The 14,328-nt window shown below is 71.3% G+C and carries 14 protein-coding genes and 1 pseudogene; 3 read left to right on the top strand and 12 right to left on the bottom strand.

From position 1 onward, the window contains the following. Nucleotides 1-70 precede the first annotated feature (70 nt). From VR44_RS18260 to VR44_RS18225, 8 genes are all read right to left on the bottom strand, one after another. The gene (locus VR44_RS18260; RefSeq protein WP_245691936.1) at nucleotides 71-508 is read right to left on the bottom strand and encodes a hypothetical protein; all 438 of its coding nucleotides are present in this window, start codon (nucleotides 506-508) and stop codon (nucleotides 71-73) included. Next, on the bottom strand, nucleotides 505-1,017 hold the full coding sequence (locus tag VR44_RS18255) for an RNA polymerase sigma factor (RefSeq protein ID WP_045948589.1): 513 nt from the start codon (nucleotides 1,015-1,017) through the stop codon (nucleotides 505-507). Before VR44_RS18255 ends, VR44_RS18260 begins: the two co-directional genes overlap by 4 nt. Next, entirely contained in the window at nucleotides 1,014-1,451 is a 438-nt protein-coding gene (locus VR44_RS18250) for a DUF3995 domain-containing protein (protein ID WP_245691934.1), read from the bottom strand. Before VR44_RS18250 ends, VR44_RS18255 begins: the two co-directional genes overlap by 4 nt. A 90-nt stretch (nucleotides 1,452-1,541) precedes the next feature. Next, nucleotides 1,542-1,994, bottom strand: coding sequence for a hypothetical protein (locus VR44_RS41320; protein WP_052713691.1), 453 nt, complete (start codon nucleotides 1,992-1,994; stop codon nucleotides 1,542-1,544). A 103-nt stretch (nucleotides 1,995-2,097) separates the two neighbouring features. Beyond that, nucleotides 2,098-3,942: an alpha/beta hydrolase gene (locus tag VR44_RS18240; protein WP_045948588.1), complete on the bottom strand. Its 1,845-nt coding sequence runs from the start codon at nucleotides 3,940-3,942 to the stop codon at nucleotides 2,098-2,100. Between the two features lie 8 nt (nucleotides 3,943-3,950). Beyond that, nucleotides 3,951-4,391: a hypothetical protein gene (locus VR44_RS18235; protein ID WP_045948587.1), complete on the bottom strand. Its 441-nt coding sequence runs from the start codon at nucleotides 4,389-4,391 to the stop codon at nucleotides 3,951-3,953. Nucleotides 4,392-4,499: 108 nt separating this feature from the next. Beyond that, nucleotides 4,500-5,048, bottom strand: coding sequence for a hypothetical protein (locus VR44_RS18230; RefSeq protein ID WP_045948586.1), 549 nt, complete (start codon nucleotides 5,046-5,048; stop codon nucleotides 4,500-4,502). A gap of 73 nt (nucleotides 5,049-5,121) precedes the next feature. After that, nucleotides 5,122-6,669, bottom strand: coding sequence for an alkaline phosphatase (locus VR44_RS18225; protein ID WP_045948585.1), 1,548 nt, complete (start codon nucleotides 6,667-6,669; stop codon nucleotides 5,122-5,124). A gap of 218 nt (nucleotides 6,670-6,887) precedes the next feature. Here VR44_RS18225 and VR44_RS18220 point away from each other — a divergent pair, with 218 nt between their 5' ends. Continuing rightward, nucleotides 6,888-7,118: a FitA-like ribbon-helix-helix domain-containing protein gene (locus VR44_RS18220; protein ID WP_045948584.1), complete on the top strand. Its 231-nt coding sequence runs from the start codon at nucleotides 6,888-6,890 to the stop codon at nucleotides 7,116-7,118. Continuing rightward, on the top strand, nucleotides 7,115-7,513 hold the full coding sequence (locus VR44_RS18215; protein WP_045948583.1) for a type II toxin-antitoxin system VapC family toxin: 399 nt from the start codon (nucleotides 7,115-7,117) through the stop codon (nucleotides 7,511-7,513). Before VR44_RS18220 ends, VR44_RS18215 begins: the two co-directional genes overlap by 4 nt. Nucleotides 7,514-7,570: 57 nt before the next feature. On the opposite strand, the gene argS is transcribed toward VR44_RS18215, so the two are convergent. Beyond that, the gene (argS, locus tag VR44_RS18210; RefSeq protein WP_045948582.1) at nucleotides 7,571-9,340 is read right to left on the bottom strand and encodes an arginine--tRNA ligase; all 1,770 of its coding nucleotides are present in this window, start codon (nucleotides 9,338-9,340) and stop codon (nucleotides 7,571-7,573) included. A gap of 190 nt (nucleotides 9,341-9,530) precedes the next feature. On the opposite strand from argS, the gene lysS reads away from it, so the two are divergent. Next, on the top strand, nucleotides 9,531-11,270 hold the full coding sequence (lysS, locus tag VR44_RS18205; RefSeq protein ID WP_045948581.1) for a lysine--tRNA ligase: 1,740 nt from the start codon (nucleotides 9,531-9,533) through the stop codon (nucleotides 11,268-11,270). A 91-nt stretch (nucleotides 11,271-11,361) separates the two neighbouring features. Here the strand turns inward: lysS and VR44_RS18200 are convergent, their stop codons facing one another. The 3 genes and pseudogenes from VR44_RS18200 to VR44_RS45105 form a co-directional block, all read right to left on the bottom strand. Further along, nucleotides 11,362-12,924 carry a DUF2637 domain-containing protein gene (locus VR44_RS18200; RefSeq protein WP_045948580.1) on the bottom strand — a complete coding sequence of 521 codons (1,563 nt, stop codon included), beginning with the start codon at nucleotides 12,922-12,924 and terminating at the stop codon, nucleotides 11,362-11,364. Between the two features lie 77 nt (nucleotides 12,925-13,001). Continuing rightward, nucleotides 13,002-13,805, bottom strand: a complete 804-nt coding sequence (locus tag VR44_RS18195) for a DUF3558 family protein (RefSeq protein WP_045948579.1) — start codon at nucleotides 13,803-13,805, stop codon at nucleotides 13,002-13,004. A 166-nt stretch (nucleotides 13,806-13,971) separates the two neighbouring features. Beyond that, nucleotides 13,972-14,328, bottom strand: a pseudogene (locus VR44_RS45105) (DUF3558 domain-containing protein); the annotation flags it as partial.

The following is a 14,328-nucleotide window of genomic DNA, read 5'->3' as shown; positions in this document are numbered from 1 at the left end:
CTCAAACGCCGGCGGGGCTGAAAGAAGGGGGCTCCGCCCCCAGGCCCCCGTGCCTCAAACGCCGGCGGGGCTATTGATGGCCCGTTACGCGGGAGGCCAGGCGGGTGGTGGCGGTCGTGAGTTCCGGGTGGGTGCCGAAGGGGAGGACCGCCGCGCGGGTGGGGATGCGGACTCCGCCCGTCAGGGCGATCCGGGTGCCGCCGGGGACGGGGGCGGCGGCCAGGCCGACCAGGAGGAAGCGGCTCTGGAGCCAGCACCAGCCCGGGCGGCGGAAGCCCCGCAGGTGCGCGCGGAAGCCGTACTTGCTGCGGGCCAGGAGTTCGATCCGGTCGCCGTCGGAGTGCAGGAGGCGGGTGTGCCGGAGGTCGGGGAGGAAGTCCAGGGCCGACATGAGCGGCCAGACCTCCTCGAAGGGGGCGGGGAGGGTGCGTTCCACGACGGTCGCGCCTCGTACGCCAGCCGCCATGACGCGGAGCCGGTGGATGTCGTCGATCTCGGGCGGCGTCATGCGGACCATGCCTTTCGGAAGCTGGAACGGGCCCGGTGCAGGCGGGACTTGGCGGTGCCGGGCGGGATGTTCAGGACGGCGGCCGCGGCCTCCTCGTCCAGGCCCTCCACGTCCCGCAGGACCAGCACCGCCCGGTGGGCGGGGGAGAGGCGGGCCAGGACGTCCTCGATGTCGGAGGCGAGCTGGGGGTCTCCCTTGGCCGGGACGGCGGTCAGGTCGGGTGCCGGGCGGGCGCGGGAGGCCCGCTGGGCCGTGCGGACGGCCTCGCGGACGGCGATGGCCCGCACCCAGCCGTACAGGGCGTCGGGGTCGCGGAGGGAGCGCAGGGCGGTGAAGACGGCCAGCAGCGCCTCCTGCGCGGCGTCCGGGCCGTCGGCGAGTGCGATGGGGGTGCAGATCCGGGTGACGTACGGGGTGAGGTGGTCGAGGAGCTCGTGCAGCGCGAGGGTGTTCCCGGCGCGGGCCGCGCGGGCGAGGGTGATGCCGCGTTCGCGGTCGGCCGGGGTCATCTGGCGCGCGCCAGACGGGCGGCCGCCCAGCCGAAGCCCAGGCAGGCGGGGGTGTAGACGGCGAGGTTCAGGGCGTGGAAGGGGCTGCCGGGCGGGCTGGGCAGGAGCCCGGCGGCCCAGCCCAGGCCCGCGAGACCCCGTACGGCCAGGCCCGCGGCGACCGCGCCGGTGACGGCCCGCGCGGCCCGGCCGCCGCGGTGGCGGGAGTGCGCGAGGACGGCGGCCCCGGCGGTGAGGGTGAGCGCGGCCAGCGGCAGGACGACGGGCGGGGCGAAGGACACCTCCGTGCCCAGTACCGCCAGGGAGAGGGCCCGTTCACTGGGGGCGGGCCAGGTGGCGCCGGTGGCCCAGTAGAGGTGCGCCAGGCCGTCGGCGGACAGGAGCGCGGCCAGCGCGGTGCCGGTGCGGCGGCGTGTGGTGTCGGGCAGGTGCATGTGGGGTCCCCCTCGGTGCGTCCGGGTGCTGCCGTGCACACCGAGGAGGGCCCGGGCGGGCCGGAGGTTCCCTGTGGCCCGCGTCACATGTCAGTACTCGCCGTCGAGGGCGGAGGAGGAGGCCGCGCGGTAGCAGCGGGAGACGACGGAGAAGAGGAGCATCGTCTGGTTCCCCCCGTCCTTCCGGGCAGTGACGTTCATGGCGAATTGCTCCGTCTCGTTCTCCGCCCAGATCTCGGGGTCCTGGGCGGGGGTGTTGGCCTTGCCGTCCTTGGTGATCTTCCAGCCGTTCTCGCCGAGCGCCTTGCGCAGGTTCGCCATGCCGGTGTCGACCTGCTCGTTGGTCAGGGCGTACACCGACCAGGGGTGCGTCAGGGAGAACAGGTCGTCCCCGTACTCGTCGCAGCGCGAGACGCTCGGGCCCGGCTCGGTCACCCTGCCCTTGATCCCGGTCATCTCCAGCAGGCGGCTGGAGACAGCCTTCGTCTTCTGGCGCGCCGGGCCGGGATCCATCCGCACCGGCGCGTAGTTGAGTTCCTTCACGTTTGAACACCCCACAGAGAGCACTGACAGTGACACGATGGCGAGCGTGAGGGCCAGGGCCCTCACGCCGGAGACGTGGCGGCGACCGAGCGCGCTTCGCGTGTCAGCCACTCTTGACCTTGTCGTAGTGTCCGGCGATCACTTCCGCCTGATTTTGGATGCTCAACGAGTGGTCTCTCCAGTAGTCGGTGTGGCTGTCGGAGTCGTTGGCCATGATGTGGGCGCCGAAATCCTCGTCCGAGGGTACGTTCGAGCCCCACACCGTGCCGAACGGCAGCAGTTCCTGCCACATCTCGGTGTCGCCGCCCAGCCCCGCGATCTTGCCGCCCAGCGGTACCTGGTCGTCCCAGGTGGAGGCGGCCTGGGACCAGACGTGGTCCGCGCCGACGTCCAGGTCGCCGGCGTGCTTGACCATCATGCCGGGGCTGCCGACCGCGATGATGTCGTCCGCGCGCAGGTCGCCCGCGTTCGAGGCCGCGCCGACGACCGTGCTGCCGTAGCTGTGGCCGATGATCGTGGTGTGGCTCTTGTCGGCGCCGCCCTGGACGTGTTCCAGACCCGCCATGAAGTGGTTCAGGTCGGGGGCCGCCTCGAGCGCCCAGTGCTTCTTCATCGCCTCGGGGACGATGCTCTGCGGGGCGTCGTAGCCGATCCAGCTGATGGTGGACACGTTCTCGCCGGGGAGCCTGGCGTGCGTCTCCTTCCACAGCTCGCCCGTGTGGTGGAGGTACTGCTCGGTCTTGGTGATGTCGGTGAACGTGCCGGGGACGAAGACCGCGGTGTGCGTCGCCGTGTCCGGGTTGCCGTTGGCCACGATGGACCGGCCGCCGCCCTTGGTGTCCAGGCCGAGGAGGTAGGCCTCCGGGAGGCCGTCCTGGCCGGTCTTGTCGAAGCGGTCCTGGACGGCCTTCATGCCCTTGAGGTTCCGGTCCAGGAAGGCCTTGTCGTCGGCGTACTTGTCCTGCCACTCCCGCCACTCGGGGTTGATGCGGGTGGCGCGGCCCAGTCCGATCCACTTCTTCGGGACCGGGGGGATCGCGTCGTACCTGATCTGGAACTCGGCCGTCTTCTCCGCCAGTACGGTGCGGTTGGCCTCGTCGCGGACGACGGAGGGGAGGCCGTCCAGGGCGCCGACCTGGGAGGCGTTCAGCGACAGGTACGCGGACTGGTCGTCGGGGCTCAGGCCGTTCCACCAGTCGGCGTTCGCCTTGGGGTCGTCGCCCTTGGGCGGGGGCTTGATGTGGTCCAGGTAGTCCTTCGCGGCGGTGCGGACGTCGGCGGTGTCGCTCTGGACGTCGGTCCAGTCGCGGTCGGAGACCACGAGGTCGTCGTCCGCCTTGAGCTTGCGCAGCCTGGGCGCCCACAGGTTGTCCGCCTCGGTCGCCTCGGCCACGGCCTGCGCGATGCGGTTGGCGATCTCCACGGCCTTGCCGAAGTTCGGGTTCGGGTGGATGTTGGCCGCCTGCCGTTCCAGGGCGGAGGCCAGGTCGTTGGCGTCGCGGGTCGGGTCGATGACGCCGCCGGAGGGCTTGCCCTTGGCGCTGCCGGTGACGGTGCCGCCGTCGGGGATCTTGCCGTCCTTGGGCTCGCCGCCCGGCGGGAAGGTGACCGAACCGTCGGCGCCCACGGTGAACTTGGCGGCGGCCGCGTCCTCCACGGCGTCCTCCAGTTTCCGCTTCGCGTCGGTGAAGGCGGCGGCGAGTGCCTTGAGGGAGGTCGCGGCGAGGGCGCATTCGGTCTGTACGTAGTGGAAGTTCTCCGCCAGTGTCCGGAGCGATCCCAGGGCCGCCTCGACGGCCACGCCGGACAGGCCGGCCCGCAGCCGGGCCGAGATCTGCCCCTCGGTGTCCCCGTAGGCGTGGTCCGCCATGCTGCTGGCGGCCTTGTAGCCGTCGGCGGCCTCCGTGAACTCGGAAGGTTTGAGGGCTTTGAGTGCCGCGTAGTCCATGGGTCAGCTCACCGGGCCCCGCCGCCGGTGGCGGGCGTGTCCTGGTACTGGCCGTCGACCTGGGTGAAGCCGTCCTTGATGGCCTCGTCGTTGGCGTACTGGCCCTCGCCGGCCTTCCGCAGCGGGCCCTGCAGTGCCGAGCACTTGCCCGCCAGGCTTTCCAGGTACGTCTTCCAGGACTGGTAGAGCTCGTCCTGTGCGGCGGAGCTCTCGACCCCGGCCTGAGCGGCGCCCTTCTGGCCGTCGCCGAGTCCCGTCAGGGCGGTCTTGATGTTGGTCGCCAGGCCGCCGAGGTCCTGGGAGGCCCGGTTCCAGACCGCCTTGTCGGACTTCAGGTCCTCGCCGCCCCCGCCGCCGCCGGCCGCGGCCGCGCTCGCGAGGTGCATCTCGGTCCGGGACGCGGCCTGTTGCTTGAGGCTCGCCCACTCTGCTTCGAAGGTGGTCGTCATGCGGAATCGGCCCCCGTCATCGCGATCAGTGTGATTGACGGGTCATCCTACGAGCAGATTCCGCTTGTTCGGCCGGGGGCCGGTCCCGGGACCCCGGCGCCGCGGGGGCTATTCGTTCACCAGGACCGGGACCGAGAGGACCGCGGCGGCCGGGGTACCCGTGAGGTGGTCGGCGGGGACGGTGAAGTCGATGCCGTCACCGGCCGCGCGGGGGCCGTCGTGGTGCTCCTGGGCGTGCGCGTCCTCGCCCTCCTCCTGGTACTGGAAGGTGCCGGTGCCCAGGAGGCGGCCCTGCGCGTCGTAGTACGCGGCGGTGATCTCCAGGGCCAGGGTGTCGCTGACGTCCGAGCTGATGGCGACGTGGCCGGTGACGGAGGGGGTGCCGGCCGTCGTCAGGCGCGTGTTCGTCAGCTTCACGCGGTCCGTGAACGGGCCCTGCTCGGTGCGGACCTCGCCCGCCGCCGGAGCCGGGGTCAGGACCGCCGCCGGGGAGGGCGCGCTGCGCGGGGCGGGCAGGGACACCGGGGCGGCGGCGGCCGGGCCCGGGTCCTCGGCCGCCGGCGGGGCTCCGGCGCCCGAGCAGCCGGTGGCGAGCGCAAACAGGGCGGCGACGGCCGTCGCGGCGGCAGCGGCGCGGGGGAGGTACGTCAGCGACATCGGGGGGTGCTCCTGGGGAAAAGCGGCCGGCCGGGGACGGGGGAGTGCGCCCCCGGCCCCGGCCGGCCGGGGATCAGTGCTGCTGCGGAGAGCGGCCGAACAGCGAGCGGTACAGCTTGCCGTACAGCTCGGTGTTGATCTGGCTGGTGGCGAAGGCGTTGCCGCCCGGGCCGTAGGCGAAGATCGGGACGTCGGCGCCCGTGTGGTTGCCGGACAGGTAGGTCAGCCACAGGCTGGCCTCGGGGCTGCCGTCCTTGACGTCCTTCGGGTCGTCCGGGGTGCGGAAGGTGGCCGGGGCGAAGTTCTTCGCGTCACCGGAGCCCGCGCCGTTCACGATCCCGCTGGAACGGGCCGGGTCCTTGGCGCCCGAGGAGGAACGCGAGGGGACGCTGTTGTTGGCCGGGTTGCCGGAGTCCGTGTTCGCCGGGGGCGCCACGGCCTCGGCGTTGGTGTACGTGCCCTTCTCGATGATGTTGAAGCCGGCGCACTCGTGGTCCGCCGTGACGACCACGAGGGTGTGGCCGTCCTTCTTCGCGAACTCGTACGCGGCCTTGACCGCGTCGTCGAACGCCTTGACCTCGTCGAGGGTCTGCGCGGCGTCGTTGGCGTGCGAGCGCTTGTCGATCTGGGCGCCCTCGACCTGGAGGTAGAAGCCCTTCTTCGACTTGCCGCGGTCGTACGAGCCGCCCTGCTTGCGGTCGTTCAGGAGCTGGATCGACTTGCGGGTCATGTCCGCGAGCGTCGGCTCCTGCTTCTGCGGGGCGTCGGTCGGCAGGGCCGCCTTGTTGTGCTCCACGGTCAGGTTGCCGCGGTTGAACAGGCCGATGACCCTCTTGCCGTTGGCTTTGTCCAGGTCGGCCTTGGTGGCGACCTTCTGGCTGGCGGCCGTCTGCGCGGGCAGGCTCGGGTCGCCGAAGTTGCCGAGGACCTGGTAGCCCTGCGCCTGGAGGGCCTTCTGGTCGTCCGGCTCGAAGCGGGCCAGGCCGCCGCCGAGGATGACGTCGGCGGTGCCGTTGCGGGCGATCTGCTCGGCGATCGGCGTGATCAGCGTCTTGTCGGCCGGGGCGGCCTCGTAGCTGCCGTCGTCCTTCTTGGGGAGGCAGGCGGCGTCCGAGTAGACCGGGCCCTGGCAGCCGCGCAGCAGGGCGTGGCTGAACTGGGCGGCCGGGGTGGCGTCGGTGATCTCGGCGGTGGAGACGTTGCCCGTGGCGAAGCCGGCCGCGTGGGCCTGCTCCATCAGCGTGGCGACCTTCTTCTCGTACGCGTCCACACCGATGGCGGCGTTGTACGTCTTCACACCGGAGGCCCAGGCGGTCGCGGAGCTGGCCGAGTCGGTGACCAGGGACGGCTTCGCGCTGTTCTTCTCGACGGCGTAGGTGGCGACAGCGCCCGTGTTGGGGAGGGTCTCCATGGTGAGCTTGCCACCGGCGCCGACGAAACGGTCGCGGGCGGCCGTCACGTGGGTGCGGCCCATTCCGTCACCGAGCAGGTAGATGACGTTCCGGATGTCCTGGTGCGAGTCGCTCTGCTGGGGCGCGGAGTTCGCGGTGACGGCGGTGCCGGCGGCCACGGCGCTGGCGATGGCCAGGACGGTGAGCGTCTTCAACGGTCTGCGGCGCATGTGCGGGAGATTCCCCTCGGGTGTTCGGCACGGTCGCGCCGAACGTAAGAGGGCTGTGTGAACGGGACGCTACCGCCTGGTATTGCTGGGCCGAACGGCGAGAGCATGACAGGGCACGGTCATCCCGGCGGGGGGCGTTCCGGAGCGGCCCCGGGCCGCTCCAGGAGGGGAGGGTTCATTTGCCAGCAGAATGCTGGCAGTGCGACTACTCTTGTTGCATGGCCACTCTCTACGTGCGTGATCTGTCCGACGAGGCGCTCGCCGAGCTGAAAATACGTGCCGCCCGAAGCCGCCAGTCCTTGCAGGCCTACGCCCGCACCCTGTTGGAAGAGGAGGCGGCCACACCGTCGATGGAGGACGTCGTCACCCGGATCCGGGCGCGCGTATCGGCCCGGTTGAGCGCGGACGAGGTGCTCGCGGACCTGGACGCAGGACGGCGGCGCGAATGATCGTGATCGACGCGAGTGCGGTCGTCATGCTGGTGGCCGACGCGGGACCGGTCGGTGAAACGCTCAGGGAGCGGGTGCTGGGCGAACGGTTGGCGGCGCCACACCTGCTCGACGTGGAAGTCGCCCACGCACTTCTCGGCAGGCACCGTGGAGGCAAGCTCACCGACGCCCAGCTGGACGCGGCCTGGGACGACTTCGCAGCCCTGCCGGTCCGGCGGATGGAGCACGTGCCCGTCCTGCCCCGAGTGCGCGAGTTGTACGCCAACCTGTCCGCGTACGACGCCACATATGTCGCCCTCGCGGAGGGGTTGCAGGTCCCGCTGGTCACCTGTGACGCGCGGATCGCACGGTCGGGCAGCCCCCGATGCAAGATCGAGGTGTTCGGACCGGAATAGCGAGTGGCCCCCTCCCGGCAGGGAGGGGGCCACTCGGTGTTCTGTTCGCCCGAGGCGTCAGAGCTTCTCGGGGGTGCGGATGCCCAGGAGGGCCATGCCCTTGCTCAGGGTGCGGGCCGTCAGGTCGCACAGGAACAGGCGGTTCTCGACCTGTTCCGGGGTGTCGGCCTTCAGGACCGGGCAGTCCGCGTAGAACGTCGTGTACAGCGACGACAGCTGGTACAGGTACGCGGCCAGCTTGTGCGGCGCGTACTCCGCCGCGGCCTCGGCCACCAGCTCGCCGAACCCGTCCAGGTACAGGCCCAGCGCCCGCTCGGCCGGGGCCAGCTCCAGCTCCGGGTGCGCGGCCGGGTGGCGGTCGCCCGCGTTGCGCATGATCGAGCGGATACGGGCGTACGCGTACTGGAGGTAGACGGAGGTGTCGCCGTTCAGCGAGACCATCTGGTCCAGGTCGAACTTGTAGTCGCGGGCCGCGGACGTCGACAGGTCGGCGTACTTCACCGCGCCGATGCCCACGTACTGGCCGTTCTCGACGATCTCCGCCTCGGTCAGGCCCACCTTCTCGGCCTTCTCGCGCACGACCGACGTCGCCCGCTCCACCGCCTCGTCCAGCAGGTCCACCAGCCGGACCGTCTCGCCCTCACGGGTCTTGAACGGCTTGCCGTCCTTGCCCAGGACCGTGCCGAAGGCCAGCTGCACGGCCTTGACCTCGTCGTTCAGCCAGCCGGCCCGGCGGGCCGTCTCGAAGACCATCTTGAAGTGCAGCGACTGACGGGCGTCCACCACGTAGATCAGCGTGTCCGCGTTCAGGTTGCCCACGCGGTCGCGGATCGCCGACAGGTCGGTCGCGGCGTAGCCGAAGCCGCCGTCCGACTTCTGGACGATCAGCGGCGTCGGGTTGCCGTCCGGGCCCTTGTACTCGTCGAAGAACACGCACAGCGCGCCGTTGGAGCGGACGGCCACGCCCGACTCCTCCAGCAGCTTGCAGGTCTCCACCAGCATGTCGTTGTAGCCGGACTCGCCGACCACGTCCGGGTCCTGGATGTCCATGTCCAGCTTGTTGAAGACCGAGTAGAAGTAGATCTTCGACTCGTCCACGAACCGCTGCCACAGCGCCAGGGTCTCCGGGTCGCCCGCCTGGAGGTCCACCACCCGCGCCCGCGCCCGCGTCTTGAACTCCTCGTCGGAGTCGAACAGCGCGCGCGAGGCCTTGTACAGGCGGTTGAGGTTGGACATGGCCTCCTCGCCGGACGCCTCGCCCTCCCCGCCCTTGTGGTCCAGCTCGTGCGGGTGCTCCAGCAGGTACTGGATCAGCATGCCGAACTGGGTGCCCCAGTCGCCGATGTGGTGGCGGCGGACCACCTTCTCGCCCGTGAACTCCAGGATCTCCACCATCGCCGCGCCGATCACGGCCGACCGCAGGTGGCCGACGTGCATCTCCTTGGCCACGTTCGGCTGCGCGTAGTCGATCACCGTGGTGCCGGCCGACGGCGACAGCGGCACGCCGAGCCGGTCGTCGGCGGCGCGCGCCGCGAGGGTCTTGACGATCGCCTCGTCGGAGACGGTGATGTTGAGGAAGCCAGGGCCCGAGACCTCGATCTCCTTGATCAGGTCACCCGTGGGGATGGCCTCGACCACGGTCGTCGCCAGCTCCCGCGGGTTGGCCTTGGCCTTCTTCGCGAGCGCCAGGATGCCGTTGGCCTGGAAGTCGGCCCGGTCGCTTCGTCGCAGCAGCGGGTCGGCCGCACCGGCCTCCGGCAGGGCGGAGGCGAGGGCGTCCGAGACGCGCTGTTCGACGGAGGAAGCGAGGGAGGGGACCGAGGCCATGAGCTGCCGTTCCTGTGAGGTTGTGCCCGAGTGGGTCTTGGGCGTTCCGACAAGTGCCGAGTATCCCACGCGGAGGCTGCCTGGTTCTCGGCATATCACCCGCCGTATCACCAGACGGAAGCAACCCCGGAGCGGCCCCGTCCGTCTGGGAGAATGGCCGAAGCCAGCATTCGAGATAGAAGGACGTGTCGTGGCTCAGAGCGCGCAGAGCAACACAGAGACCGACTGGGTCTCCCGTTTCGCGGACGAGGTCATCGCCGAGGCGGAGCGCCGAGCCCCCGGCAAAACGATCGTCGTCGCGTCCGGCCTCTCCCCGTCGGGCCCCATCCACCTGGGCAACCTGCGCGAGGTCATGACCCCGCACCTGGTCGCGGACGAGATCCGCCGCCGGGGCCACGAGGTCCGCCACCTCATCTCCTGGGACGACTACGACCGCTACCGCAAGGTCCCCAAGGGCATCCCCGGCGTCACCGAGGAGTCCCACGCCCAGCACATCGGCCGCCCGCTGACCTCCGTGCCCGCCCCCGAAGGCTCCTCGTACCCGAACTGGGCCGAGCACTTCAAGGCCGCCATGGTCGCCTCCCTGGCCGAGCTGGGCGTCGAGTACGACCCCATCAGCCAGACCGAGCAGTACACCTCCGGCGCCTACCGCGAGCAGGTCCTGTTCGCGATGAAGCACCGCGCCGACATCGACGCCGTCCTCGACCAGTACCGCACCAAGCAGAAGCCGGGCGGCAAGAAGCCCCAGCAGAAGCCGGTCGACGAGGCCGAGCTGGAGGCCGCCGAGGGCTCCGGCGCGGCGGGCGAGGACGACGGCAGCACCGAGGGCGCCGAGTACTTCCCGTACAAGCCCTACTGCGGCGAGTGCAACAAGGACTTCACCAAGGTCACCGCGTACGACGACGAGACCACCGAGCTGACCTACGTCTGCACCGAGGACCAGTTCACCGAGACCGTCAAGCTCTCCGAGTTCAACCGCGGCAAGCTGGTCTGGAAGGTCGACTGGCCCATGCGCTGGGCCTACGAGGGCGTCGTCTTCGAGCCCTCGGGCGTCGACCACTCCTCCCCGGGTTCGTCGTTCCAGGTCGGCGGCCAGATCGTCGGCCTCTTCGGCGGCGAGCAGCCCATCGGCCCGATGTACGCCTTCGTCGGCATCAGCGGCATGGCCAAGATGTCCTCCAGCAAGGGCGGCGTCCCCACCCCGGCCGACGCGCTGAAGATCATGGAGCCGCAGCTGCTGCGCTGGCTGTACGCCCGCCGCCGCCCGAACCAGTCCTTCAAGATCGCCTTCGACCAGGAGATCCAGCGCCTGTACGACGAGTGGGACAAGCTGGAGGGCAAGGTCGCCGACGGCACCGTGCTGCCGGCCGACGCCGCCGCGTACTCTCGCGCCGTGCGCGTCGCCTCCCACGAGCTGCCCCGCACCCCGCGCCCGATGCCGTACCGCACGCTCGCGTCGGTCGTCGACATCACCGCCGGGCACGACGAGCAGACGCTCCGGATCCTCTCCGACCTGGACCCGTCGCAGCCGCTGACCTCCCTGGACGAGGTCCGGCCGCGCCTGGACCGCGCCGAGAACTGGATCACCACCCAGGTCCCGGCCGACCAGCGCACCCTCGTCCGCGAGGAGCCCGACACCGAGCTGCTCGCCTCCCTCGACGAGGAGGGCCGCCGCTCCCTGGCCATGCTGCTGGAGGGCCTCGACACCCACTGGTCGCTCGACGGGCTCACCACCCTCGTCTACGGCGTCCCGAAGGTCATGGCCGGCCTGGAGCCCGACGCCAAGCCCACGCCCGAGCTCAAGGTCGCGCAGCGCGAGTTCTTCGCCCTGCTCTACCGCCTGCTCGTCACCCGCGAGACCGGACCCCGCCTGCCCACCCTGCTCCTCGCCGTCGGCGCGGACCGGGTGCGCAAGCTGCTCGCCGCCTGAGACGGCCGAGACGGCCGAGACGGCTGAACGAAAGGGCCCGCACTCCCGGATCACCGGGGGTGCGGGCCCTTCCGCTCGCGCCCGGACGGGCTCAGATGAACTTGTTCTCCAGGTCGCGCTGGTAGCGCTGCTTCAGCGCCGGCAGCATGGCGTCGATCACCGAGACGCTGTCCGGGTGGGAGAACCCGTAGCTCGCGGTGAGCGCCTGGTCCAGCTGCTGGGCGGTCGGGTGGCCGCCGTTCGCCTCCACGTGGGCGTGGTACGCCTCGTACGCCGCTTCCTCGAACTTCTCCTGGTCCAGGATGTCGTGCGCCTCGTCCGACTCGGCGGCCACCCCGGCGGCGGCCTGCGGGGAGAGCTGCTCCTCCGGGCCCGCCGGGGGCATCACCGGGGTCGGCTCCAGGCCCTCGACGTACTGCGGGTTGTAGCCGCCCTCGTACGCCGCCTGCGGGGCCTTCGGCGCGGCGAACCAGGCACTGTCATGGGCGGCCGGCATGGCCTCCGGGGCCACCGCGAACGGCGCCGGCGCATGGGCGAGCTTCGCCTGCGCCAGCCGCGCGGCGGCCCGGTCCAGCCCCTCCCACTGCTCGGGCAACTCCGGACCGTCCTGGCCGTCCGGGCCGTCCTGGCCGTCCGGACCGTCCTGGCCCTCCAGCCCCTCGCGGCCCTCGGGCGCATCCAGACCCGCAGGACCCTCCGGCCCCGTCGGGCGCGTCGGTCCCTCCGGCCCCGTCGGCACCGTCGGCCCCACGCCCGCGGCGGCCTGCGGAGCCACCGCCCGGGCCGGAGCGGGCGCCGCCTGGGCCGGCACCACCGCGGGCGCGGTCCTGCCGGCCCCGGACGCCGACGGCAGGGCCGGGGCCGCACCGGCCTCCGCACCCGCCACCGCCGGACCCGCAGCCACAGCCGCAGCCGTAGCCGCGGCCACCGCCGGACCCGCCGAGACCGCCGGAGGCAGCAGCACCGGGTCAATACCCGCCGCCGCCAGCCCCTCCGGCGCCGTCTGCGCCAGCGGCACACCGATCCGGGCCAGCCGCAGCGGCATCAGCGCCTCCACCGGCGCCTTCCGCCGCCACGCCCGCCCGAACCGGGCCTGCAGCCGCGCCTGGTAGATCAGCCGGTCCTGCTCCATCCCGACCGCCTGCTCGTAGGAACGCAGCTCCCACAGCTTCATCCGGCGCCACAGCTTGAACGTCGGCACGGGCGACAGCAGCCAGCGGGTGATCCGCACCCCCTCCATGTGCCGGTCCGCGGTGATGTCCGCGATCCGGCCCACGGCGTGCCGCGCCGCCTCCACCGTCACCACGAACAGCACCGGGATCACCGCGTGCATCCCCACGCCCAGCGGATCCGGCCAGGCCGCCGCACCGTTGAACGCGATCGTCGCGGCCGTCAGCAGCCAGGCCGTCTGCCGCAGCAGGGGGAACGGGATCCGGATCCAGGTCAGCAGCAGGTCCAGTGCCAGCAGCACACAGATACCCGCGTCGATACCGATCGGGAACACCAGCGAGAAGCTGCCGAAGCCTTTCTTCAACGCCAGCGCACGGACCGCGGAATACGAGCCCGCGAAACCGATACCCGCGATGACGAGCGCTCCGGCGACCACGACACCGACCAGAATCCGGTGTGTACGAGTCAGCTGCATCGCGGCCACTCGCGATCCCCTCCCCTTGCGAAGCTACAGGCAGGCACAGCGTACGGGTGACCCTGCGTCACCCGTGCCGCAGACCCCTACTGCTTCGGCGAGGCCGACGCCGAGGGGGAAGCGGAACCCGACGGGGACTCCGCACCGGAAGGCGCCTGCTCCGTGCCGCCGTTGGCCACCGAGGTCACGACCTCCTTGGTCGCGTTGATCGCGTCCTGGAGCAGCTTCGCCTGGTCGGGCGCACCGGCGCCCTCGTAGGCGGCACCGTTGAAGTCGAGGGTGATCACGACGTTCTGGGTGCGGGCGATGACGGTGGTGTTGAAGAAGTCGACGTCCTTCTTGATCCCGTAGACCACGGACGTGCCCTGGTCACCGACCCCGCCGGCCTGCTCCACCTTGACGTCGTGCGCGTCCTTGGTGGTCTTCGCCAGCTCTATCTGCTTGTTGTACTGCTCCTCCGCGCGCTTGTTGCCGCTGCCGAGGGAGGCGTGCGAGTCGTAGCGCACCAGGGACACGGAGAGCCACCGGTACTGCGAGCCCTTCGTGCCGTCCGTCTCCAGGCCGTTCCAGGAGCAGCTGGCACGGTTGGCGAGGTCGTTCGACTTGGCGGCCGTGCCGTTCTTGTCCTTCGCGTCGTGGACCAGGGCCTCGACGGTCTTGGCGGGCACCGACTTGCAGGGGTCCGGCAGCTTCGCGAACGCCACCTTCTCCAGCGTGGCCGAGCCCTTCGCACCCGACTGGGAGGACGAAGAGGACGAAGGGGACTTCTTGCCGGAGCCCGAGGCCGAGGAGGACTTCCCCGAGTCGGAGGAGCAGCCGGCGACGGTGAGGATCACCGGGACGGCAGCGCAGGCGAGGACGCGGGTGAGGCGCGAGGCTGATCGGTGCATGGTTCCTTCAGACGTTGGGGACATCTCGGTGCTTCGGGGTCCTGCTCGGGGTGGTTCGGGGTCGTGCTTCAGGGGTGTGGGACCCCCGCAACGGTAGCCCGATCCGGAGCCCGCCTGCTGTGCGCGCCGTCACGCGGGCCGTGCACGCCCCCCTGGGGCGGCGTGCTCACTCGTTGAAACGCTCCGCCAGGGCCTCGGCCAACTGACGGGCCTTGTCCTGCGTTTCCGCGGCCGGCGGGACCTTCCCCGGACCGGAGGGCTGGACGCTGTACTCGACGGTGACGATCACGTTCGAGGTGCGGAACACGATCCGCACGGTGCGCGCCTGCGCGGCGGTGGCCCCGGCCGCGCCCAGCTTGTCCTCCAGGAACCCCTCGCTCCCCAGCCCCTCCAGCACCCGCGAACCGAGCTCGGGGGAGGCGGTGGGGGAAGGAGAAGAGGAAGGGGAGGAGGCGGGCGGGGACTGCGGGGCCTGCGGGGACTCGGGGGCGCCCGGGGCCGGACTGGCAGGAGCCCCCGTACC

The sequence above is a fragment of the Streptomyces katrae genome (assembly GCF_000966975.1).
GTDB classification, from domain to species: Bacteria; Actinomycetota; Actinomycetes; order Streptomycetales; family Streptomycetaceae; genus Streptomyces; species Streptomyces katrae.
This window is presented reverse-complemented; position numbering and strand designations above follow the sequence as displayed.

Coding starts and splice junctions, on each gene's coding strand:
- VR44_RS18260 (WP_245691936.1), bottom strand. CDS start 508: ATGACGCCGCCCGAGATCGACGACATCCACCGGCTCCGCGTCATGGCG.
- VR44_RS18240 (WP_045948588.1), bottom strand. CDS start 3,942: ATGGACTACGCGGCACTCAAAGCCCTCAAACCTTCCGAGTTCACGGAG.
- VR44_RS18230 (WP_045948586.1), bottom strand. CDS start 5,048: ATGTCGCTGACGTACCTCCCCCGCGCCGCTGCCGCCGCGACGGCCGTC.
- VR44_RS18215 (WP_045948583.1), top strand. CDS start 7,115: ATGATCGTGATCGACGCGAGTGCGGTCGTCATGCTGGTGGCCGACGCG.
- VR44_RS18255 (WP_045948589.1), bottom strand. CDS start 1,017: ATGACCCCGGCCGACCGCGAACGCGGCATCACCCTCGCCCGCGCGGCC.
- VR44_RS18195 (WP_045948579.1), bottom strand. CDS start 13,805: ATGCACCGATCAGCCTCGCGCCTCACCCGCGTCCTCGCCTGCGCTGCC.
- VR44_RS18225 (WP_045948585.1), bottom strand. CDS start 6,669: ATGCGCCGCAGACCGTTGAAGACGCTCACCGTCCTGGCCATCGCCAGC.
- VR44_RS18220 (WP_045948584.1), top strand. CDS start 6,888: ATGGCCACTCTCTACGTGCGTGATCTGTCCGACGAGGCGCTCGCCGAG.
- argS (WP_045948582.1), bottom strand. CDS start 9,340: ATGGCCTCGGTCCCCTCCCTCGCTTCCTCCGTCGAACAGCGCGTCTCG.
- VR44_RS18235 (WP_045948587.1), bottom strand. CDS start 4,391: ATGACGACCACCTTCGAAGCAGAGTGGGCGAGCCTCAAGCAACAGGCC.
- VR44_RS18250 (WP_245691934.1), bottom strand. CDS start 1,451: ATGCACCTGCCCGACACCACACGCCGCCGCACCGGCACCGCGCTGGCC.